Origin of the sequence: Chromobacterium sp. Panama (assembly GCF_003052555.1) — a bacterium.
Classification (GTDB): Bacteria; Pseudomonadota; Gammaproteobacteria; order Burkholderiales; family Chromobacteriaceae; genus Chromobacterium.
This window is the reverse complement of record NZ_QARX01000001.1, coordinates 1571757-1593606: the sequence shown is the minus strand read 5'-3', so window position 1 is coordinate 1593606 and position 21850 is coordinate 1571757. Positions and strand designations below refer to the sequence as shown.

The window sequence follows — 21850 nt, the reverse complement described above, 5'->3', positions numbered from 1 at the left end:
CTTGCATCCCCCTCCGGCGCTCAAAGCACCGCGAGCGGATAAGAACCCAATACCTTGACGAAGGAAGTGCACTCGGCGAGGCCGGCCAAGGCCTGGCGCACATTGGCGTCGTCTCTATGCCCCTCCATATCGATGAAGAACACATAGTCCCACAGCCCGGCGCGCGAAGGCCGCGACTCGAACTTGCTCATGGACACGCCATTGCCGGCGATGGGCGCCAGCAGATGGTGCACCGCGCCCGGGCGGTTGGGCGCGGACACCACGACCGAAGTCTTGTCCTGACCGGTCACGCCCACGTCCTGCAGCCCCAGCACCAGGAAACGAGTGGTGTTGTTGGGCTCGTCCTCGATATTGGACGCCAGCTTCAGCAAAGCGTAGCGCTCGGCCGCGGCCTGACCGGCGATCGCCGCCGCGCCCTCGTCTTCGGCCGCCAGCCGCGCCGCTTCGGCGTTGCTGGCCACCGACACCCGCTCCACCGCCTCCGGCAGATTCTTGTTCAGCCACTCGTGACACTGCGCCAGCGCCTGGGCGTGGGCGTACACGCGGCGGATGCCGTCCAGGCCTTCCACCTTGCGCAGCAAATGGTGATGGATGCGCAGCACCACTTCACCGCAAATCCTCAGCGGGCTGGTCACCATCAGGTCCAACGTGCGGCCCACCGCGCCTTCGGTGGAGTTTTCCACCGGCGCCACCACGTAATCCAGGCCGCGCGACTCCACCAGGCGGAAGGCCTCGTCGATCGAGCTACAGGCCACGGTGCGCGCCGCGTGGCCAAAATGCTTGAGCGTGGCCAGCTGGCTGAACGTGCCTTCCGGCCCCAGATAGGCGATGGACAAGGGCTTTTCCAGCGCCAGGCATTCGGACATCACCTCGCGGAACAAGCGCGCCACCGACTCGCCCGGCAAGGGGCCGGGATTCAGTTCTTTGACGCGGCGCAGCACCTGCGCCTCGCGCTCGGGCCGATAAATGATGCCGCCGCCCTTGATCTCGCCGATTTCGCGCGCATGGGTGGCGCGCTGGTTCAGCAGATTGAGGATTTCCACATCGATATTGTCGATGGCGTCGCGGTGCTGTTTAAGTAAATGTTCCGACACGGCTTCCAGTCTTTCTCTATTGCACACATCCTGTGAAGACGCGCCGCCCGGCTTGGCCGCGAGCGCGTCTCTAAACACTCAGTTTCCGCGAGATGAGCCAGGCTCGCAAGCCTTTGTCGCGAGAAAACCCAAGAGACCGGCCCGCGCTTAGAACGTGTTTACGATCTTGCGAGCTAGAGCGAGACAAGGCGAAAACGACGGAGAAAGCGGAGTGCGCCGGCATTCCAAAGACGCTCTCAACACCGTATCGCCGCAACGCCGCGGACCTTGAACCGCTTCCTAGCCAAAGCAGGTCCACACCCGGTTGGCCAGATCCACCACGAAATCCGCGCGCAGATACATCCCGGTCAGCCAGGCCAGCAGCAAGACCGCGCCGATGGAAAACAACCAGGTTCTCACGCGTCCTCCTTGGCGAAACTGGCCGACGGGGTTTCCCGCACCGGCAGATTGGCGGCGGCGGCCAGCAAGCCCAGCGCTATCGCCAGCATCCACACCAGATCGTAGTTGCCGAGCAGATCGTAAAGCGCCCCGCCCAGCCACACCCCCAGGAAGCTGCCCACCTGATGCGAGAAAAACACCGCGCCGGACAGCATGCCCAAGTGACGCACGCCAAACATGCCGGCGATCACCCCATTGGTCAGCGGCACCGTGGACAGCCACAGAAAGCCCATCGCCGCGGCGAACACCGCCACCGAAACGCCGCTGAGCGGCAGCAGAAGGAAGACCGCGATCACCACGCTGCGCGCCAGGTAAATGAAACTGAGCAGGCCGGGCTTGGACCAGCGGCTGCCCAGTTCGCCAAAGGCCATGGCGCCGAAGATGTTGAACAGGCCGATCAAGGCCAGCGCCAGGCTGGCGACGCCGCCGCCCAGGCCGTGGTCGCGCAGATAGGCCGGCAGATGCACGCCGATGAACACCACCTGGAAGCCGCAGACGAAATAACCGGCCATCAAGAGGCGGAAGCCGCGCTCCGCCCAGGCGGCGGCGAAGGTATCGGCCATGCTGCGCAACAAATGCGCGCTCGCAGCGCTTTGCGCCGGCCGGTCCTCGCGCGCCAGCCAGCCGGACAGCGGCAGCATCAAGGCCGCACAGCCGGCCAGAATCAGCAAGGCCGGCAACCAGCCCAGGCCGTCGATCAAGCCCTGCTCCACCGGAATCATCGCGAACTGGCCGAAAGAGCCCGCCGCCGCGACGATGCCCATCGCCCGCGAGCGATAGGCCGGCGGCACGCTGCGCGCCACCACGCCGAAAATCACGCTGTAGGTGACACAGGACAAGGCCAGGCCGAGCAGCACGCCGGCCGACAGCGAAAACAGCAAGGGCGTGCCGGACACCGTCATCAAAGCCAGGCCGGCGACGTAAAGCAAGGCCCCGCCCAGCAACACCTTGCCGGAGCCGTGCCTATCCGCCAGCGCGCCGGCGAAGGGCTGCGCCAGGCCCCAGACCAGGTTTTGCAGGCCCAGCGCGAAGGCGAAGGCTTCCCGGCTCCAGCCGAAGGCCTGGGTCATCGGCGGCATGAAAAAGCCGAAGCCATGGCGTATGCCCATGGCCAGCGACACGATCAGGCCGCCGGTCAGCAATAATCGCTTGATGGAATCGTTCATCGCTTGTCTCCATGCGAAAGATGAGCCTGTTCAAAATCTCGCGCACCAGGGCGAGGCAAGGCCTTGCGGCTGAAAAAGCGATGAGCGGGTTTTCAACGCCCCTTTACCATCCGTCTCGCGCTACGCGGCGGACTTTGAACAAGGACTAACAGCGGCGCGGCTGTCGTGATCAGTTGTGATCATAGGGCAAAACCAGGACGGCAAAAACAAAACCGGCCAGCGCTGGCGCCGGCCGGTGTTCGCTTCAAACCGTCAAGGACCGCGATTTAGCGCGCAGGCACCGCGGCCAGCACCACCTTCAGCAAATGCCAGGCCTTGCCCACCGACTCCACTTCCACGCGCTCGCCCGGCGCGTGCGCGCCGCGGATATTGGGGCCGAAGGACACCATGTCCATGCCCGGATACTTGGAGCCCAGGATGCCGCACTCCAGGCCGGCGTGGATCACCTGCACCTGGGCCTCGCCGCCGAACTCGCTGGCGTAGACTTGCTGGAACAGGGCCAGCAGCTTGGATTGCGGATTAGGCGCCCAGCCCGGGTAGCCGCCTTCCATGTCCACCTGGCAGCCGGCCAGCAGGAACAGGCTTTCCACTTCGCGCGCCAGCATCCAGGTGCCGGAATCCAGCAAGGAGCGCACCATCAGGTTGGCGAACAGCTTGCCGTCCTCCAGCACCACCACGCCCAGATTGTTGGAGGTTTCCACCACGCCCTCGACGCGCTGGCTCATGCGCTTGACGCCATGCGGCGCCGCGTGCAGCGCGGCGAAGATGGCGCCTTGGTCGGCGCGCGCCAGCACCTTGTCCAGCTCAATCCGCTCCTGCACCACGGTGACGCCTTCGTCGACGCCGGCCAGTTCGAAACGCAGCAGGCTTTGGAAGGCGTCCAGCTTGGCCGCCACCTTGGCCGCGTCGGCGGCCGGGAAGGCCACGGCGGCGAAAGCCTCGCGCGACAAGGCGTTGCGCGCAGTGCCGCCCTTGAACGAGGCCACGCGCAGATCGGTTTCCGCTTCCAGTTCGCGAATCAGGCGGATCAGAATCTTGTTGGCGTTGCCGCGTCCCAGGTGGATGTCGGCGCCGGAATGGCCGCCGCGCAGCCCCTTGATCACCAGGCTGGCGGCCTGGTAACCGGCGGGCAGCGTCTCGCTCGCGTAGCCGCGGCTGACGTTGACGTCCACGCCGCCGGCGCAGCCCATATAGAACTCGCCCCACTCCTCGGTATCGATATTGATCAGGTACTGGCCTTGCAGCAGGCCGGTGCCCAGACCCAGCGCGCCGCCCATGCCGGCTTCCTCGTCCAGCGTCAAGAGCACCTCGATCGGACCGTGCGGCACCTCCTCGCTATTGAGCACCGCCATGCCCAGCGCCACGCCTATGCCGTTGTCGGCGCCCAGCGTGGTGTTTTCCGCCACCAGCCAGCCGTCTTGCAGCGTCGGGCGAATCGGGTCTTTGAAGAAGTCGTGCTCGGTGCCTGTGTTGGCCTGGCACACCATGTCCAGATGGCCTTGCAGCACCACGCCGACGCGGTTTTCGTAGCCCGGGGTCGCCGGCTTGCGAATAATCAGGTTGCCCACCTCGTCCACCACGGTGTCCAGGCCGCGCAGTTCCGCCCAGCCTTTCAGGTAGTCGCGCAATTGCTGCTCATGCTTGGACGGACGCGGGATTTCACACAGGGTCTGGAAGTGCTCCCAGACGACTTTGGGTTCTAGTTCTGCAATTCGGGTCACGGAAAGTCCTCTAAATCATCAAGATGCGATAGCGGTTCGGGCTATGGCCGAACGCGCCGCGCCAGGCGCGGCGACGTTGGAATTCAGACTGTCCACTTTATCACGCCCGCATGCGCCGCGTCATGTGGGAAACTCATGCCAAAAGCGTCTAATCCGCTGAATCGCTTGACCGAAGTCATGAGTCCGCCTGCAAGCGTCGCCATGCTATTTGCCAGCTGTGACAAAGCCGCTATCCTCCGACACTGAATAATCCCCGCATCTGTTTGTCAGAGCCTGTTCAAAGGCTGGCGAGCTGGAGCGCCGCAGACTTGAACAGCATCTAAAGAAAGGCCCGCCATGCACCGTTACCCCGATCAAGACATCGCCGCCATTTACCGGGTGATAGAGCAGCGGCGCGATATGCGCCATTTTCTGCCGGACCCGGTGGACCCGGCGCTGCTGCGCCGCCTCTTGGAAGCCGCCCACCACGCGCCCAGCGTCGGCTATATGCAGCCGTGGCGCTTCATCCGCATCGCGGACCGCGGCCTGCGCGAAAAAATAGGCGCGCTGGTGGACGCGGAGCGCTTGCGCACCGCGGATCAACTGGGCGAGCGCCAGGCGGAATTCCTGCGCCTGAAAGTGGAAGGCATCCGCGACTGCGGCGAGGTGCTGGTGGCCGCCCTGATGGACGGCCGCGAACGCCATGTGTTCGGCCGCCGCACCTTGCCGGAGATGGATCTGGCCTCGGTGGCCTGCGCCATCCAGAACCTGTGGCTGGCGGCGCGCGCCGAAGGCCTGGGCATGGGCTGGGTGTCCCTGTTCGACCCCGTCGCGCTCTCCGCGCTGCTGGGCATGCCGGAAGGCGCCAAGCCCATCGCCGTGCTCTGCCTCGGCCATGTCTCCGAGTTCTACGCCCAACCGATGCTGGAGCAGGAAAAGTGGGCCAGCCGCCAGCCGCTGGAGCAATTGGTGTTCGAAGACCGCTGGCGCGACCATTGAGCCCCCCCGCGTCGCCATGCTAGCCTGAGGCGATGGAACACGCTCTGTACGACTTTCTCGATCAGCACCAGATCCGCCATCAGCGCTTCGACCACCCGCCGGTCTATACCTGCGAAGAAGCCGCGCGCCTGACGCCGGGCCTGCCCGGCGCGGAATGCAAAAACCTGTTTCTATGCGACGCCAAGGGCCGCCAGCACGTGTTGCTGGCGGTGCCGGCCGACGCCGGCGTCGACATCAAGGCTCTGGGCGAGCAACTGGAGCTCAAAGGCCTGCGCTTCGCCTCGCCGGAGCGCCTGCAGCGTTATCTGGGCCTGACGCCGGGCGCGGTGACGCTATTGGCCGCCTTCAACGACCGCGACCGCCAGGTCGCCATCGTCGTCGATCAGGACTTGAGCCGCCGGGACGCCATCCTCTGCCATCCCCTGGTCAATACCAGCACGCTGGCGCTGCCGATGGCGGAGCTGATGCGCTTCCTGGACCTGACCGGCCACGCGCCGCGCATCGTCGAGGTGCCGCGCCGGCAGGAGCAAGCCGGCCGGCCCTGAGCGCCGCGGCTTGTCAAGGCCACGGCAGTTCCTGCATGATGGTCGTTTCTTTCGATTCGCCCGGATTGCAGACCCAAGCATGTCAGACATACTCCACACCATCATCGCCACCAAGCGTGAAGAAATCGCCGCCGCCTTGCGCCAGCAATCGCTGAGCGCGGTCCGCGCCGCCGCGGAAGCACGCAGCGGCGATCGTCGCGATTTTGTCGCCGCGCTGCGCGCCAAACACGCGCTGGGCCAGGCCGCGGTCATCGCCGAGATCAAAAAAGCCAGCCCGAGCAAGGGCGTGATCCGCGAGGACTTCCGTCCGGCCGACATCGCCGCCAGCTACGCCGAACACGGCGCGGCCTGCCTGTCGGTGCTGACCGACCGCCAGTATTTCCAGGGCGACGCCGCCTATCTGCAGGCCGCCCGCGCCGCCTGCCGGCTGCCGGTGCTGCGCAAGGACTTCATCGTCGACCCCTACCAGGTATACGAAGCCCGCGCGATGGGGGCCGATTGCATTCTGCTGATCGCCGCCGCGCTGGAACTACCGCTGATGCGCGAACTGGAGGCCTTGGCGATGGAGCTGGGCATGGCGGTGCTGGCCGAGGTGCACGACGCCGAGGAACTGGAACAGGCGCTGCAACTCCAAACCGAGCTGATCGGCGTCAACAACCGCAATCTGCGCAGCTTCGAAGTCAGCCTGGCCACCACGCTGAAGCTGCTGCCGCAAATCGAGAACGGCCGCATCGCCATCACCGAAAGCGGCATCGCCACCGTCGACGACGTGAGGCTGATGCGCAGCCACGAGGTGCACACCTTCCTGGTGGGCGAAGCCTTCATGCGCGAAAAAGAGCCGGGAGAAGGACTCTCCCGGCTGTTTCGAAACCCGACGGACCGCTAAAACATTGCCGGCTATTGCGGCGGGAGGAAAGCGTCCAGCCGCAATTGCTCCTGCGCATTGAAGCGTTGGACGCGCAAGGCGGTCAGCGCCTGCTGTCTTTGCGCGGCGTCCAGGCCGGGCGCCGCCCGCAAGCGCTGCGCCTCCCGTCGGTAGCCGTCTATGCGCGCCTGCCACTGAGCCTGTTCGCGGTCCAGCTGCGACAAACGGTCGGCGGCGGCCTGCCCCACCATGCCGGCGCGCAAGGCGTACAACTCCTGCTCGCCGCCGCCCTTCTTCCTCAAAGCCGCCTCCGCCTCCGCCAGCGCCAGATGCTTGACCGGCTCCTGCCGCGCCGCGCGCAGCTCGGCCGGCAAAGCCGCCTCCAAGGCCTTGAGCCTAGCCGCCTTCTGCTCCGCGCTCAAACCGGCGTCGGCGGCGATGCGCAGCCGCTGGACGGTGAAGTCGTCGTAGACGTCCTCATCGCCAAACAAGCCCGCCACCTCGCTTGCGGACAAGAATTGCAGACGCAACGCCCTCATCCGCTGCAAACCCGCGGCCGCGTTTCCCGCCGCCAGCTTGGTCTCGCTCAAGGCTCGCCGATAGGCGACGTAACGGTCGAACAAGGCCAAAGCCTGCCCCAAGGCCGCGGCGCCCAATTGCGATTGCAAGGCCTGCTGCACCGCCTTGCGCACCGCCGGCAAGTCCCGCTCCCCCAGCGTCGCCAACTGGTAATCGAACAAGCGCCGCAGCTCCGCGTCCACTCTCAGCGCCCCGCTCGCCTCCACGCGCGCTTGGCCATCCGCCTGGGTGCCGCGCAAGGACGGCGCCGCCGCCGGCGCGGCGACTCCGGTTTGCGCCGCCGCGTCGTCGGCTCCGGACACGCACAGCCAGCCCAGCGCGGCCAGCAGCAGCGCGCAGCCCCACCCCATCCAGGCCCGCAACATCACAGGCCCGTGTTCTTCAGGCGATTGGCCTGCTGCCGGTACAAGCTCACCGGGCTGACCTCGAACAGGCTGACCAGACCAAAGCTCTGATTGATCTCGTTGACGTGGTTCATCCGGTAGTTATCGCGGATCACCTGACCCAGATGCGCGGAGCAGGCGCTGACCAGGCCATCGGTGGGCGTGGAGCCGAAGGCCAAGCCCAGCACGCCCATCGGCACCGACAGCGGATCCAGCACATTGGTGACGGTGGCCGAACCGGTCCATGAATAGTAGCGGATGCCGTTGACCTGATAATCGCCCTCGCCGCAAGCGCTGGTCGGCACCCCTTGCGGGAATTTGGCGCTGAAGGCGGAGGCTCCCGCCGTGGTCAGGGAATCCAACGCGCCCACCGGATATTGCGGCTGCCCGGTGGTGCCGGCGAAGAACTGCATCACCGCGGTCAAGGCCTTGGCCACCGCGGACGCCACCGCCTCGGACACCGATCCCGGAGGCGCGACGCCGCGCACGATGTCGGCCACCGCCGACCCCTTGTTGACCCCGCCCACCGAAGTGACCGAAGCCACCAGGTCCGGCCGTACCCCGGCCACGTAGCGCGCCGTGGGCGCGCCCTGGCTATGGCCGATCAGATTGACCTTGGCGGCGCCGGTGATGGCGATGATTTTTTGCACCTGCTGCAGCAACTGCTCGCCGCGCGCCTCATTGCTGTTCAGCGCGGACACCTCGGCCACGAACACCTGCGCGCCGTCGGCGCGCAAGGCCGCCGGCACTTGATAAAAATAATCCACTCCCAACAACTGACCGAAACCGAACAAGCCATGCACCAGCACGATGGGGTAGCGCGTCTGGGTATAGCCGCCGGCGGCGTGGGCGGCGGACAGGGGCAACAGCAGGCCCAGACACAGCAATGCTCCGTGTAACAACTTCTTCATGGTGTTTCTCCTCTAGTTGATCAATGCGGGCTGAGTATTTGCTCTTATTTGCATGCCCAAGATTGGTAATAGGAGAAAGCGGCCCAAAACACCAGAATTATTCAAACGTTTGTATTTTTACGTCACATATCAACAACAGAAAATACAAGAACTTAAAATTCAACCGTCCGAAAGATCGATAAGCGTGGGCCGGAGCAGCCGTTCGCTCCCACCAGGCCAATAAAAACAAAACGCTATATGGCGGCTGCCATATAGCGTTTTTAGTTTGATGAGCCTCAGGCCCAAGCCACAATCGACTCAGTAGTCGGACCCCAGATACAGATAGGCGGTGGGTTTGCCGCCCTTGGCGGTGCCGACGCCAAGGAAGAACGGCCCGATGATGGTGTCCGCGGCGAGGAAGACCGATCCGGCGGGAATCCAATCGGTGTTTTGCGATACCGACTCGTCAAAGCTGACACGCCCCCAAATCTTGCCCAGCTCCATCGAAACGCCGGCGTAGACGCCGGAACCAATTGCCGACGGCAGGCTGGACGCTCGCCAATACAGCATCGAGCGGAACAGCGACGAGCGAATGCCCACCAATTCGGAATCCTGATAACCGCTCAGGTTCAAGAAGCCGCCCAGCGATCTGGGCAAGGTCTGGGTATCCTCTCTGTTGTCGAGATTCAAAGCGCCCTTGTTCTTGGCGGTCAAGCGCATCGTCACGCTGCCCAGTGTCTTGACATACTCCATGGCCGTATCGTAGTTGGTCAGATTGACATCGCTGCCCCAGGACGGAATGCTCTTGGTCACCCGGCCGCTAAAGAAATAACCGGCACGCGGCCAGCGCGGATTGTCGAACTGATCCACCACCAGGCTAGTGCTGATCCCGGTATCCCTATAATTGAACGGCGCCACACCAGAAGCCCATGTCACTCGCGAGCCAAAGTGATTATCGTCCCGGTACGCGCCAATCCTCCACTCGCCGTAACGCCCCAAGGCCACGCCGCCATCCAGACGCACGCTGCCCACATCATTGTTCCACGCCATATTCAGCGTATGGTCAGCGTTATAAATCGACAAAAAATCCTGTCGATACCCAAAGGACGCCGCGCCGAACACCGGACTGCCCTCGTACAGCGGCTGGTACCACTCAGTCTTGAACAGCTTGTTCTGGCCGATGGACACATCGTTGCGCCAGGCGCCGCCGGCGCTATTGGCGTTGCGCCATTCATGCGAAGCCAAAAAGTTGAAATTGCTCTCGCCCGGCGTCGCGCTGCTCAGGTTCAGGCCGAAGCGCAGAAAGTTCGGGCCTATGCTGCGCTCCAGCGGCGACACCGTCATCACATTGCGGCCGGACACACTGTCCACGCGGTAGGTCAGCCGGTCGTAGTCGCCGCCGGCGAACACGCCGCGCAGACGGGTCTGAGCGCTGCTGACCGGCTCCACCACCGAGGAGAAAGCCAGCGATTTGGCCAGTTGCTCCGGCTTGGTGAACTGGCCGGGCTTGCCTTCCACCTGAATCTTGTCGATCAAGGGGAAGTGCGGCCGCTCCAAGCGGCGCTTCCACGCCGCGTACTCTTCTTCCGACACCGAATAGGCCGACAGCTGCTTGGCCAGAGCCTTGGCCGCCTCCTCGCCGCGCTGGGTGATTGCCTGGTGTTCGCTGAAAGAGGCCGCGGTATAGCCGCTCAAATCCGGCTTGATCACCAGATCGCGCTTATCCAGCTTCCGCAACTGCTCCTTGGCATTGCGGCTGACCATCAGATTGGAAGTCTGCGCCACCACATCGAACAGGCTGTTGATCTCTTTCGCCTTCATCAGCGGCGTAGACACGTCGACGACGATCACCCGATCGGCGCAGCGGCCTTTGACATCCTGAATCGGCAGATTGCGCGCCAGGCCGCCGTCCACCAGCAGGCGGCCATCGTCGTCTTCTATCAGATCGAACAAGCCCGGCACCGCCATGCTGGCGCGCAGCGCGCGCGCCAGCGAGCCCTGCGCGAACACCACCGGTTCGCCGGTGGCCAAGTCGGTAGCCACTGCGCGAAACGGGATCGGCAACTGGTCGAAACTGCCCACCACGCGATCACGCGTCAGCTTGTGGATGTACAGCTCGATTTCCTGCGAATTGATCGCGCTGCGCGGCACTTTCAGGCCGTCCTTCTTCAAGCCGAAGGTAACGTCCAGATAGTTCTTGTAATCGTCGCGCTTGCGATCGTAGGGCACGTCCGCCCGCGTCGGCTTGCCGGAGAGCAAGGCGTCCCAATCGGCGGCGTCGAACTCGTGCTCCATCTGCGCCAAAGGCAAGCCATTTGCATAAATACCACCAATCAGGGCGCCGGCGCTGGTCCCCGCGATACAGGCGATGGGAATCCGCAAACGCTCCAGCTCCTTCAGCACCCCCAGGTGGGCGAAACCGCGCGCGCCGCCGCCGCCCAGTACCAAACCCACGCCTTGCGGCGGATATGCGCCAAGCTCTTCCCCGTTGCCCGCCCAGGCCGTTTGCGACAAAACCCCGAGCAACAGCAGCGATGTCAGCCGCTGTCGCCGATTCCAGCGATTGTTATTTGTAAGCATATGGGTAAATAATGAGAATTACCGTTTCACCCACGCCTGTGCGTGGCGTAAGATATAGCGATATGCCAATGAAAACATAATTTCCTATAAAGCCGGGCTAAATGTTTGACTTCAAATCACTAGTCAGTTCCCTACTGAACAAAAACACGACTGCCTCCGAAGTGGCGCAGTCTGCAACGCTATTAGTGCGCGACCTGCCTGAAACCGAGTATTTCGGCGCCTTGGTGGAAATCATCAAAGCCGTCGCCAAAATCAATACCGACACCGATATCTCGCTGAAAGAGCGCGTCAAGACCCTGGTCTACGTCGACGACAAGGCCAACAACATCCACCGCCAGCTGTGCCGGGACTATTTGCAGTCCAAAGGCGGCAGCAAAGGCTATCTGCCCACCATCCTCGCCTACTGGCACGAGCTGTCCTCCGCCTACCAGATCTGCCTGAGACTGTACAAAAGCCATCCCAACGCGGTGCCGGAAGACGAAATCCGCATCGTCACCATCCGCGGCCTGCATCATCAGATGCGGCTGATCGCATGGAACTCCCTGCGCTATCTGAAGCCGGAAGGCGCCGCCTGGCAAAACGGTTTCCGCTTTTTCAGCCAGGCAGAGGAAAGCGGTTTTTCCCGGCACCCGATCAAGCTTTATCTGAACAGCCCGGACGAATTCAGCTGTGAACAACTGCTGATCCAGGCCGGCATGCTCTTCCTGGCGCAGACCGACAATATGCTGCACAAGGAGATCATCGCGGTAGACCAGTTGCTGATGATGCTGAGCCAGAGCATTCCGCTGGACAAACAGCCGCCGGTGGAAGAGCCCATCTTCGTCTACAACCTGTCGATGCCCGAACCGCCGCAAGCCATGCTGCGCGGCATGGCCGGCAAATGGCACCGCTACTGGTCCGCTTACGAAATCACCAGCCGCCTGGCGGATCTGATGTTCGATCTGGACAGGCGGATCCCTCCCGCCCTGGCGGCCATGGACGGTGGGCTGGAGCGCGAGGAATGGGCCATTCTATGCGAAAAACTGGCCATTCGCTGGTCTACCGACGGCGGCAAGTCCCTGCGCAAGTCGGAGCGCTCGCTGCACGCGTCCAACGCCCACGTCAGCATAGGCTTCGAACGCGTCGCCTATCAGGTCAAGGTTCAGGACGTGCCGACGCAGGATCCCGAGCGCGCCAGCGATTGGCGCATCAACGACATCAGTTCCACTGGCATGGGCCTCACCTTCATCGGCAAGGCGGTGGAACAGCTGGCCATCGGCCGCGTCATCCTGGTCAAAGCGGACAATCACCCGCAGCTGCTGGGCGTGATCCGCCGCATCCTGCGCCAAAGCAACGGCACCAAGGTGGGCATAGAAATCCTCGGGCAAAACCCCGTCGGCGTATCGCTGCTGGACCCCGAGCACTCGGAATCCCCGCCCTCCACCGCCATCTACATCACTCAGCCCAACTCCCGCAAAGGCCAGCGCTACTTCCTGATGCCCAAGGCCCTGACGCTGCCGGACAAGCAATTGGTGCTGGCGGCGCAAGGCAAGTCTTACCAGATTCGCCTCAAAACGCCGCAGCACGAATACGAGGACTGCAGCCACAGCGACTTCGACACGCTGTCCAAGGTGGACTAAGCCCCGCCCTCCGCCGCGCGGCGGGCAATAAAAAACCGGCTCGCCATGGCAAGCCGGTTTTTTTACGCGAGAACCGTCCCGCTTACAAGACTTCGATGATGCCGGCGGCGCCCATGCCGGTGCCGATGCACATGGTCACCATGCCGTAGCCCTTCTGGCCGGCGTCGCGCATGCCGTGCACCAGGGTGGCGGTGCGGATGGCGCCGGTGGCGCCCAGCGGGTGACCCAGAGCGATGGCGCCGCCATGCGGGTTGACCTTGGAGGTATCCAGCTCCAGATCGCGGATCACCGCCAAAGCCTGAGCCGCAAACGCCTCGTTCAGTTCGATCCACTTCAGGTCGTCCTGCTTCAGGCCCGCCTGGCTCAAAGCGGCCGGGATCGCCTCTTTCGGACCAATGCCCATGATTTCCGGCGGCACGCCCTTGACCGCGAAAGTGACGTAGCGGCCCAGCGGAGTCAGATTGAACTCCTTGAGCACGCGCTCGGACACCAGAATCACCGCGCCGGCGCCGTCGGACATCTGCGAGGAATTGCCGGCGGTGACCGAACCCTTGGCGTCGAACACCGTTTTCAGCTTGGCCAGGCCTTCCAGCGTGGTCTCGCGGCGCGGGCCTTCGTCGGTGTCCAGCACGCGGGTCTTGACCGCCACTTCGCCGGTTTCCAGATTGGGCGTGCGGTAGGTCGCCTCCAGCGGCGTGATCTCGCTCTTGAACTTGCCGCCGTCGATCGCGGCTAGCGCGCGGCGGTGCGATTCCACCGCGAACGCGTCCTGGTCTTCGCGCGACACGCCCCACTGCTGCGCCACTTTTTCGGCGGTCAGGCCCATGCCGTAAGCGATGCCGTAGTTTTCATCCTTGGCGAAGATTTCCGGGTTCAGCGACACCTTGTTGCCCATCATAGGCACCAGCGACATCGACTCGGCGCCCGCGGCGATCACCACGTCGGCCTCGCCCAGGCGGATACGGTCGGCGGCCATCTGCACCGCGTTGATGCCCGACGAGCAGTAACGGTTGATGGTGATGCCGCCCACGGTATTGGGCAGGCCGGCCAGCAACACGCCGATGCGCGCCATGTTCAGACCCTGTTCCGCTTCCGGGAAGGCGCAGCCCACCACGCAGTCGGAAATCAGCTTCGGATCCAGATTAGGCACCTGGGCCAGCGCGCCGGTGATCACGTGCGCCAGCATATCGTCCGGACGCACATGACGCATCATACCGCGCGGCGCCTTGCCCACCGGCGTGCGGGTGACGGCGACGATGTAAGCTTCTTGTACTTGTTTGCTCATTTTGATTCTCCTGTCGGCGGCCTGACCCGCGCTCCGGCGATCAGGCTGCCTTTCATCTGGCTATTGGCCGTGCTTGCGGGAGGATTCGTCGCGAGCGGGCCGAGATCGAAGCGAGAAGCGCAGCCGTACATGCGGTACGGCGAGCATCGCAGCATTCGATATCGGCGTGCGCAGCAGAATCACCCCCAAGCACTTAGTTGCGCAGCGGCTTGCCGGTGGTCAACATATTGGCGATGCGATCCTGGGTCTTGGAGTTCTTCAGCAAGGTCATGAAGGCCTTGCGTTCCAGATCCAGAATCCACTGCTCGTTGACCAGGGTGCCGGCCTCGACGTCGCCGCCGGTCATCACGTCGGCGATCAGGCCGGCGATGAAGAAGTCATGCTTGGAAATGAAGTTGCCTTCCAGCATGTTCACCAACTGGCCCTTGATGGACGCGGCGCCGCTGCGGCCGGCCACCGGGAAGCCCTTGACCTTGAGCGGCGGACGGTAACCGGCTTCGGCCAGCGCGATCGCCTGCTGTTTGGCCACGTGCAACAGCTCGTAAGCGTTGAACACCACCGGGTCGCCATTGCGGAAGAAACCGATTTCCTGCGCTTCGAAGCCGCTGGTGGCCACTTTGGCGGTGGCGATGGCCATGAAGTAGTCCTTCAGCGCGGCCAGCACGTCGCCGCGCGCCTCCTGAGCGGCGCGCAGGGCGAATTCTTTGCAGCCGCCGCCGCCCGGCAGCAGGCCGACGCCCACTTCCACCAGGCCGACATAGGACTCCAGCGCCGCCACGGTCTTGTCGCAGTGCATGGCGAATTCGCAGCCGCCGCCGAACACATAGCCCTGGGTCGCCGCCACCGTCGGCACCTGGCAATAACGCAGGCGCATCGAGGTTTCCTGGAAGCGGCGCACCGTCGCGTCGATCGCGTCCCAATCGCCCATCATGAAGGCCGGCATCATAGACTGCAGATCGGCGCCGACGGAGAACGGCTCCTCGGTCTGCCAGATCACCAGGCCCTTGAAGCGGTCTTCGGCGATGTCGACGGCCTTGTTCAGCCCCTCGATCACGGCCGGGCCGATCGCATGCGCCTTGGACTTGAACGACACCACCAACACTTCGTCGCCGGTGGTGAAAGCGCGCACGCCCTCGTTTTCGAACACGGTTTCGCCCAGCGGCGCCGCCGCCTCGCCCAGCACCTTGGCCGGCGCCAGCTGGCGCTGGTACACGTCCAGCGTGGAGCGGCCCACCAGCTTGTTGCCGGCCGGATCGTAAGAACCTTCGGCGAAGTGCACGCCGGCGCGGTCGCCCTGCAGCACCCAGGCCGGCAGCGCGGCGGCGCTCAGCGCCTTGCCGGCTTTCACGTCCTCGTCCAGCCACTTGGCCACTTGCTGCCAGCCGGCGGCCTGCCAGGTTTCAAACGGACCCACGCTCCAGCCGAAGCCCCAGCGGATGGCGAAGTCGACGTCGCGCGCGCTATTGGCGATATCGGCCAGATGGTGGGAAATGTAATGGAACACATCGCGGAAACATGCCCACAGGAATTGCGCCTGCGGATGGCTGCTCTCGCGCAGTTTCTGGAATTTTTCCGCCGGATTGGCGATCTTCAGGATTTCCTTGACCGCGTCGTCGCCCTTCTCGCCGGAGCCGACGTACTCGCCCTTGGCCGGGTCCAGCACCAACATGCGCTTGCCGTCTTTCTTATAAATGCCGGCCTTGGTCTTGGCGCCCAGCGCGCCGGCGGCGATCAGCTTCTGCATCCATTCCGGAGTCTGGAACAGGCCGTGCCAAGGGTCTTGCGGCAGGGTGTCCTGCATGGTTTTGACCACGTGGGCGAAAGTGTCCAGGCCCACCACGTCGGCGGTGCGGAAGGTGGCCGATTTGGGGCGGCCCAGACGCGGACCGGTCAGGTCGTCCACCACGTCGAAGCGGATGCCGAACTTGTCGGCGTTGGCGATGGTGGCCAGCATCGAGAATACGCCGATGCGGTTGGCGACGAAGTTGGGGGTGTCCTTGGCGCGAACTACGCCCTTGCCCAGGCTGGACACCAGGAAGCGCTCCAGATTATCCAGGATGTGCGCGTCCGAGGTCAGGCAGGGAATGATTTCCACCAGATGCATATAGCGCGGCGGATTGAAGAAATGCACGCCGCAGAAACGCGGGCGCACATTGTCCGGGCAGCTTTGCGCCAGCGTGTTGATCGACAGGCCGGACGTATTGGTGGCGAAAATGGTGTGTTCGCCCAGGTGCGGCGCCACTTTGTGGTACAGATCCGCTTTCCAGTCCATGCGCTCGGCGATGGCTTCGATCACCAGGTCGCAATCCTTCAAGAGGTGCAGGTGGTCGTCGTAGTTGGCCGGCTGAATGTGGTTGACGGCATCCTTATTGGCCAAGGGAGCCGGCTTCTGCTTTTTCAAGCCTTCCAGCGCCTTGAGCACGATGCCGTTCTTGTCGCCTTCCTTGGCGGGCAAGTCGAACAGGATGGTCGGAACTTTGGCATTCACCAGATGGGCGGCGATTTGAGCCCCCATCACGCCAGCGCCTAACACGGCTACCTTGCGTACGTTGAACTTGGTTTGAGACATGGTTTCCTCGTTTTGTTGAAACACAACATGAGACAGGCCCCTCTCGCCTGCTCAGCCTGCCTCAAGGACGGGCGTTGTTCGTCCTTGCGCTGAGTCGGCGGCGCGCCGCCGCTGCAGCCGGCACAACTCGGCCGGCCGGGAGAATGATTATGATGAAGCCCGGCCCGCCCGGAAGCCTGGCGAGAGATGGCTTCCCCTCCGCCGCGGACATCCGTCAATCTACTGAAAAACCGCGCCGGCAGCCACTATCGCGGCGGATCAAGCGCAGCTGGAAAAGATCCGCATTGAAAAATATCAAACACTCGCTTTTCTCTCAAATAAGTCTAACCCAATTTGGGCAAAAAAACAGGGGGTTCATGGAAAAATAGAGAGAGAAAACAAGCGGGAAAACCGGCACGGCACAGACGCAAAAACCGGGCGAGCGCCACCGCGCCCGCCCGACCCGAAATCCGCGCGCCCAGTGGCGCCGATTCAATTAAAACCGATAGTTGTACTGCAGACCGATCAACTGCAGATAGGTCTTGTAGCTGCCTTTGACCGTACCGCCGTTGCCGGTGCACGCCGCGCCTGTTGTCGGGCTCTTGCCCGCCGGGCTGCAGCCGTCGGTATAGTTCACATTGGCATTGGTAAAGTTGATGAAGCTATAGGCGACGTCGACCGAGCTTTGCTTGTTGATCTTGTAGTTTGCGCCCAGCGACAGCCACAGGCGGTCGCTATCCGGCAGCGCCGGGTGACGATCTTTGTCGGACTGCAACGGCGATTGCTCCCAAGCCACGCCGCCGCGGAACAGCCAGGCATCGCTGTACTGGTAGTTGGCGCCCAAGGAGACACGCCAGGTATCGCGCCAGTTCTGGTGAATCACCATATCGCCTTGAGCCACTCCACCCACGGTGGACTGCTGGATCACGATGTCCTTCATTTGCGAGTTGGCCACCCAGGTCACATCGCCCATCACCGCCCATTTCGGATTCAACTGATGGAAGAAGTTGGCCGATGCGGTTTCCGGCGTAGTGACATCTACCCTAGCCGAGGCATTCGGATGAGCCCCTTTAGCGAGAGTTGCTGCAGGCACCCCAGAGAGAGAGCCGGTGACATTATTAAATGTCCAAGTGGAAGAGCCACTCAGAGTATGCTTAATGCTCGAGCGATAGGCCAAACCAAACCGGGTATTCTCATCGAGGCTGAACATATAGCCGACATTCCAGCCAAACCCCCAATCATCCCCCTGAACATCGGCAAGCCCATCTCCACGAACTCCTGCCGCAGCCAGCAGGCCCGCAGCCGTATTCAGGTTACCAGGAGTCAACCCACCGGGTAGCCCACTAGCAACCTTCAAGGTCAGGCCGGAGGTTGCATCCGCCATCTGCTGCAGCTTAGCGTCCATATACTGCGCGGAGAGACCAAAGCCGAAGGAATGGCGGTCATCCAGCTTGAACGACATCGAAGGGTTGAAGTTGAACGATTGCAGATTCACACTCTTCAAGGCATAACGGCCGGCCCAGTCGAAACCATAGTCCAACTTGGCGCCATAGGGCACGAACACGCCAAAGCCCAGACTGATCTTGTCGTTCAGCTTGTGCGACAGGTAAAAGTTGGGCGCCGCCACTGCCTTGGGCGCAAAGGAACCGCCATTGCCGCCGCCAATCGATTTGCCAAGAATATTGGTCGAACCGTTATCGGTGTACTCGGAATGCGGCACGACCAAGGTCGCGCCGCCGGAAAACTGCGTGCCCTCCAGCCGGGACAGACCGGCCGGGTTGGCGAAAATAGTGGAAGGATCGTTGGCCTCGGCGCCGTTGGCATGCGCCGTGCCCTGGCCGGACACGCTCTGCGAACCAAACTGATAACCCGAGGCCACGGCCTGGGTGGACATTAGACCGAATGTTGCGCCCATGACCATCACGGACAGGCTGAGGTGCTTGAGTTTCATGTTCTCCCTCTCTCTTTGGCGTTGCTATAGTGTTCTTAGGTGTTAGATGACCAATAACAAGCACTGGTCATATTTGATGCTACCAGAGAATTAGAGCAATTCCACAAGGTTTTGGAGTGTTTGTTCCAAACAAACGTTTAATGAGACATTTCTGCAACAAGCACGCAAAAAAGCATGGAAATGCGCTAAATAACACCTAAAAGACGCGATTTTCCATCGCAATCCACCGCCACATAGGTAGCCACCACTTCGGTGATCGCCTCGTGCGAGCCATCGATGCGCTCCGCTTCGACGGTGATTTTCAGGGTGATGGATTTCTGGCCTATTCTCAGCCGTTCCACATAAAGGTCCACCACGTCGCCCAGCAGGATGGGCGCGGCGAATTGAAAGGTGTTGACCGCCACCGTGGTCACCGGGCCGCGCGACAGGCGCTCGGCGTCAAGGCTGCCGGCCATGTCGATCTGATTCATCAGCCAACCGGCCTGGACTCGGCCGTAAGCATTGGTGCTGGTTGGCAGCGCGCGCACGCGCAGCGTGGGAATCCGGACTTCAGGGCGGTCCATGCTCACTCCTTTGTTCTTGTTCATCGCTCGATCTTGGCGACTTTTCATCATTTCACGCCAGCGGCCGTCTGCCAGCCGCTGGCGTGAAATGCCGGGACGGATCCCGGCAAATCTTACCCCTTACGCTCAGAAGATCAAGCGTTGCAGCAGCTTATCGTCATGTTGCTCCAGCATCTTGTCGAAATCGTCCACCATGATCACGTCGCGCTTGAGCTTGCGCGCGCGGCTGACGGCGTCGAACTCGGTCTGATTGAGCAAACCGGCCGCCAAGGCTTCCGCCAGACGCTCTCTCGCGGTGACAGAAACAAACTTGCCGTCGCGCGCCAGCTTGCGCAGCTTCTGCTCCAGCGGCTCGGTGGCCAGCACGGCTTCCAGCGCGTGCGCCAGCACGCCCACCGCATCGGTTTCCTCCTTGGGCAGATACATGCCGCGCGTCAGCCGCTCGCGGGTCGCGCCCGGCTCCATCATCGCGCGCGCCACCTGGGTGCCGACGCGGTCGGACGCCGGCTTGAGCGTCAGGCCCCACGGGAAGATCAGCTTGCGCAGTACCGCCGCCAGCATGCGGCTGGGCAAGTTGGCCAGGAAGCCGTCCATCGCCTGCTGCACATCGTACAAGGCGTTTTCCACCGACCATTGCAACACCGCCAGGTCTTCCTTGGGCGCGCCGTCGCGCTCAAAGCGCTTCAGGCAGGCGGAGGCGATGTAAAGACCGGACAGCATGTCGCCCAGACGCGCGGACAGCTTCTCGCGGAACTTCAGGCTGCCGCCCAGGCTGAACATCGCCATATCGGACAGCAAGGCGAAGGCGCTGGAGAAACGGGTCAGCCGACGATAGTAGGCGCCGACTTCGCCGCCGCGCGGCGCGCCGACGAAACGGGCGCCGCTCAGACCCAGCCACAGCGAACGCACCACATTGCTGATCACGAAGTTGATGTGACCGGTAATGGCGGCGTCGAATTCCTTGCCGTCGTCGGTCATCGCCGCCTTCATTTCGCGCAGCACGAAGGGATGGCAGCGGATCGCGCCCTGGCCGTAGATGATCATCGAACGGGTCAGGATGTTGGCGCCTTCCACGGTGATGCCGATCGGAATCGCCTGATAGGCGCGCGCCAGATAGTTGCGCGGCCCCAGCACCACGGCCTTGCCGCCATGGATGTCCATCGCGTCGTTGATGGCTTTGCGCATGCGCTCGGTGTTGTGGTACTTGAGGATGGCGGACAGCACCGACGGCTTCTCGCCGGTATCGAGACCGGTCAAGGCCAGGTCCTGCGAGGCCTCCATCTGATAGGTGTAGCCGCCGATGCGCGCCATCGCCTCGTCCACGCCCTCGAACTTGCCGATGGGCAGGCCGAACTGATCGCGGATGCGCGCGTAAGCGCCGGTGACGAAGGTGCTCATCTTGCCGGAAGCCACCGACATCGCCGGCAGGGAAATGCAGCGGCCCACCGACAAGCACTCAACCAGCATGCGCCAGCCCTGGCCGGCGAATTCGCGGCCGCCGATGATCCAGTCCAGCGGAATGAACACGTCCTTGCCCCAGGTCGGGCCGTTCATGAAGGCGGCGCCGCCCGGGAAGTGGCGACGGCCGATGGCCACGCCCTCGTGTTCGGTGGGCACCAGCGCGCAGGTGATGCCCAGGTCTTCTTTATCGCCCAGCAGATGCTCGGGATCGTACATCTTGAACGCCAGGCCCAGGATGGTGGCCACCGGGGCCAAGGTGATCCAGCGCTTTTCCCAGCTGACGCGCAGGCCCAGCACGTCGTCGAAACGCTCGCCGGTGCGCGGATGGGTGTAGGAACCGCGGCAGACGATGCCGTAGTCGGGAATGCTGCCGGCATCCGAGCCCGCATAGGGGCTGGTCAGCGCGAAGCAGGGAATCTCCAGACCCTTGGCCAGGCGCGGCAGATAATAATCCTTCTGCTCCTCGGTGCCGTAGTGCTGCAGCAATTCGCCCGGGCCCAGAGAGTTGGGCACCATCACCGATACCGCGGCGGTGCCGCCGCGGGTGGCGATCTTGGTGACCACTTTGGCGTGGGCGTAGTTGGAGAACTCCAGACCGCCGTACTGCTTTTTGACGATCATGCCCAGGAAGCCGTTGTCCTTGATGAATTGCCACACTTCCGGCGGCAGATCCTTCAGCTCGTGGGTGATCTTCCAATCGTCAATCATCGCGCACAGCTGTTCGGTGGGGCCGTCGATGAAGGCCTGTTCTTCCGGCGTCAGCTTGGGATCGGGAAAGGACAGCAGGCGGTTCCAGTCCGGCTTGCCGGAGAACAGGTCGCGATCCCACCAGACCGTGCCGGCGTTGATGGCTTCCTGCTCGGTCTGGGACATCGCCGGCGTGATTTTCTTGAACACGCCGAACACCGGGCCGGTGAACACGGCGCGGCGCAAGGGCGGAAGATTGAGAACGGCGGCGATCACCGCGAAAACAGCCCAGGCCGCCGGCGGCAGCGGGCAATGGAAGACGAACTGGAGCGCGGCTAGCCAGGCGGCCAGCCCCACGGTCCAGGCCAGAACAGGCGCGCGGAAATACGCCAGCGCACCCAGCAGCACGACCAGAACAACGGCAGATATCATTTTGTTTTACCCTCGTGTTGACCCTTCCATTCCGGCGGCAACAGCAAGGGACGCGGCCTTGGTCG

At 63.0% G+C, this 21850-nt stretch carries 15 protein-coding genes; 4 read left to right on the top strand and 11 right to left on the bottom strand.

Annotation, left to right across the window (positions count from 1 at the left end; translation table 11 throughout):
* Positions 1 to 20: 20 nt before the first annotated feature.
* From pheA to DB032_RS07240, 3 genes are all read right to left on the bottom strand, one after another.
* Positions 21 to 1094, bottom strand: coding sequence for a prephenate dehydratase (gene pheA / locus DB032_RS07250; protein WP_107798881.1), 1074 nt, complete (start codon positions 1092 to 1094; stop codon positions 21 to 23).
* Between the two features lie 395 nt (positions 1095 to 1489).
* On the bottom strand, positions 1490 to 2698 hold the full coding sequence (locus tag DB032_RS07245) for an MFS transporter (RefSeq protein ID WP_107798880.1): 1209 nt from the start codon (positions 2696 to 2698) through the stop codon (positions 1490 to 1492).
* A gap of 266 nt (positions 2699 to 2964) precedes the next feature.
* Complete coding sequence (locus tag DB032_RS07240; protein WP_107798879.1) at positions 2965 to 4419, bottom strand: aminoacyl-histidine dipeptidase; 1455 nt, start codon at positions 4417 to 4419, stop codon at positions 2965 to 2967.
* A gap of 336 nt (positions 4420 to 4755) precedes the next feature.
* Between DB032_RS07240 and bluB the strand changes: the two genes are divergently transcribed.
* From bluB to trpC, 3 genes are all read left to right on the top strand, one after another.
* Entirely contained in the window at positions 4756 to 5397 is a 642-nt protein-coding gene (gene bluB, locus DB032_RS07235) for a 5,6-dimethylbenzimidazole synthase (RefSeq protein WP_107798878.1), read from the top strand.
* Between the two features lie 32 nt (positions 5398 to 5429).
* On the top strand, positions 5430 to 5942 hold the full coding sequence (locus DB032_RS07230; RefSeq protein WP_107798877.1) for a prolyl-tRNA synthetase associated domain-containing protein: 513 nt from the start codon (positions 5430 to 5432) through the stop codon (positions 5940 to 5942).
* Between the two features lie 79 nt (positions 5943 to 6021).
* Positions 6022 to 6828, top strand: coding sequence for an indole-3-glycerol phosphate synthase TrpC (trpC, locus tag DB032_RS07225; RefSeq protein WP_107798876.1), 807 nt, complete (start codon positions 6022 to 6024; stop codon positions 6826 to 6828).
* 11 nt (positions 6829 to 6839) lie between these two features.
* Here trpC and DB032_RS07220 read toward each other — a convergent pair whose 3' ends face one another.
* The 3 genes from DB032_RS07220 to DB032_RS07210 form a co-directional block, all read right to left on the bottom strand.
* Positions 6840 to 7751 (bottom strand): lipase secretion chaperone, encoded by a 912-nt coding sequence (locus DB032_RS07220; protein ID WP_107798875.1) that lies wholly within the window; start codon positions 7749 to 7751, stop codon positions 6840 to 6842.
* A complete protein-coding gene (locus tag DB032_RS07215) occupies positions 7751 to 8680 on the bottom strand; it encodes a triacylglycerol lipase (RefSeq protein ID WP_107798874.1) in 930 nt (309 codons plus the stop codon). The genes DB032_RS07220 and DB032_RS07215 overlap by 1 nt, the downstream gene beginning before the upstream one ends.
* A 297-nt stretch (positions 8681 to 8977) precedes the next feature.
* Positions 8978 to 11113, bottom strand: coding sequence for a patatin-like phospholipase family protein (locus DB032_RS07210; RefSeq protein WP_158274253.1), 2136 nt, complete (start codon positions 11111 to 11113; stop codon positions 8978 to 8980).
* A gap of 311 nt (positions 11114 to 11424) precedes the next feature.
* On the opposite strand from DB032_RS07210, the gene DB032_RS07205 reads away from it, so the two are divergent.
* A complete protein-coding gene (locus tag DB032_RS07205) occupies positions 11425 to 12858 on the top strand; it encodes a PilZ domain-containing protein (RefSeq protein ID WP_227103326.1) in 1434 nt (477 codons plus the stop codon).
* 82 nt (positions 12859 to 12940) lie between these two features.
* On the opposite strand, the gene DB032_RS07200 is transcribed toward DB032_RS07205, so the two are convergent.
* From DB032_RS07200 to DB032_RS07180, 5 genes are all read right to left on the bottom strand, one after another.
* Positions 12941 to 14143 carry an acetyl-CoA C-acyltransferase gene (locus DB032_RS07200; RefSeq protein WP_107798871.1) on the bottom strand — a complete coding sequence of 401 codons (1203 nt, stop codon included), beginning with the start codon at positions 14141 to 14143 and terminating at the stop codon, positions 12941 to 12943.
* 193 nt (positions 14144 to 14336) lie between these two features.
* Positions 14337 to 16712: a 3-hydroxyacyl-CoA dehydrogenase/enoyl-CoA hydratase family protein gene (locus tag DB032_RS07195; RefSeq protein WP_107798870.1), complete on the bottom strand. Its 2376-nt coding sequence runs from the start codon at positions 16710 to 16712 to the stop codon at positions 14337 to 14339.
* A gap of 475 nt (positions 16713 to 17187) precedes the next feature.
* Positions 17188 to 18642: an OmpP1/FadL family transporter gene (locus DB032_RS07190; protein WP_107798869.1), complete on the bottom strand. Its 1455-nt coding sequence runs from the start codon at positions 18640 to 18642 to the stop codon at positions 17188 to 17190.
* A 185-nt stretch (positions 18643 to 18827) separates the two neighbouring features.
* Positions 18828 to 19205: an acyl-CoA thioesterase gene (locus DB032_RS07185; protein WP_107801726.1), complete on the bottom strand. Its 378-nt coding sequence runs from the start codon at positions 19203 to 19205 to the stop codon at positions 18828 to 18830.
* Positions 19206 to 19331: 126 nt separating this feature from the next.
* Positions 19332 to 21785 carry an acyl-CoA dehydrogenase gene (locus tag DB032_RS07180; RefSeq protein ID WP_107798868.1) on the bottom strand — a complete coding sequence of 818 codons (2454 nt, stop codon included), beginning with the start codon at positions 21783 to 21785 and terminating at the stop codon, positions 19332 to 19334.
* Positions 21786 to 21850: the final 65 nt, after the last annotated feature.

What these genes read in the sequence shown, in the direction of transcription:
- DB032_RS07230 (WP_107798877.1), top strand. Translation starts at nt 5,430, where the DNA reads ATGGAACACGCTCTGTACGACTTTCTCGATCAGCACCAGATCCGCCAT.
- DB032_RS07180 (WP_107798868.1), bottom strand. Translation starts at nt 21,785, where the DNA reads ATGATATCTGCCGTTGTTCTGGTCGTGCTGCTGGGTGCGCTGGCGTAT.
- trpC (WP_107798876.1), top strand. Translation starts at nt 6,022, where the DNA reads ATGTCAGACATACTCCACACCATCATCGCCACCAAGCGTGAAGAAATC.
- DB032_RS07185 (WP_107801726.1), bottom strand. Translation starts at nt 19,205, where the DNA reads ATGGACCGCCCTGAAGTCCGGATTCCCACGCTGCGCGTGCGCGCGCTG.
- bluB (WP_107798878.1), top strand. Translation starts at nt 4,756, where the DNA reads ATGCACCGTTACCCCGATCAAGACATCGCCGCCATTTACCGGGTGATA.
- DB032_RS07220 (WP_107798875.1), bottom strand. Translation starts at nt 7,751, where the DNA reads ATGTTGCGGGCCTGGATGGGGTGGGGCTGCGCGCTGCTGCTGGCCGCG.
- DB032_RS07245 (WP_107798880.1), bottom strand. Translation starts at nt 2,698, where the DNA reads ATGAACGATTCCATCAAGCGATTATTGCTGACCGGCGGCCTGATCGTG.
- DB032_RS07215 (WP_107798874.1), bottom strand. Translation starts at nt 8,680, where the DNA reads ATGAAGAAGTTGTTACACGGAGCATTGCTGTGTCTGGGCCTGCTGTTG.
- DB032_RS07190 (WP_107798869.1), bottom strand. Translation starts at nt 18,642, where the DNA reads ATGAAACTCAAGCACCTCAGCCTGTCCGTGATGGTCATGGGCGCAACA.
- DB032_RS07200 (WP_107798871.1), bottom strand. Translation starts at nt 14,143, where the DNA reads ATGAGCAAACAAGTACAAGAAGCTTACATCGTCGCCGTCACCCGCACG.
- DB032_RS07195 (WP_107798870.1), bottom strand. Translation starts at nt 16,712, where the DNA reads ATGTCTCAAACCAAGTTCAACGTACGCAAGGTAGCCGTGTTAGGCGCT.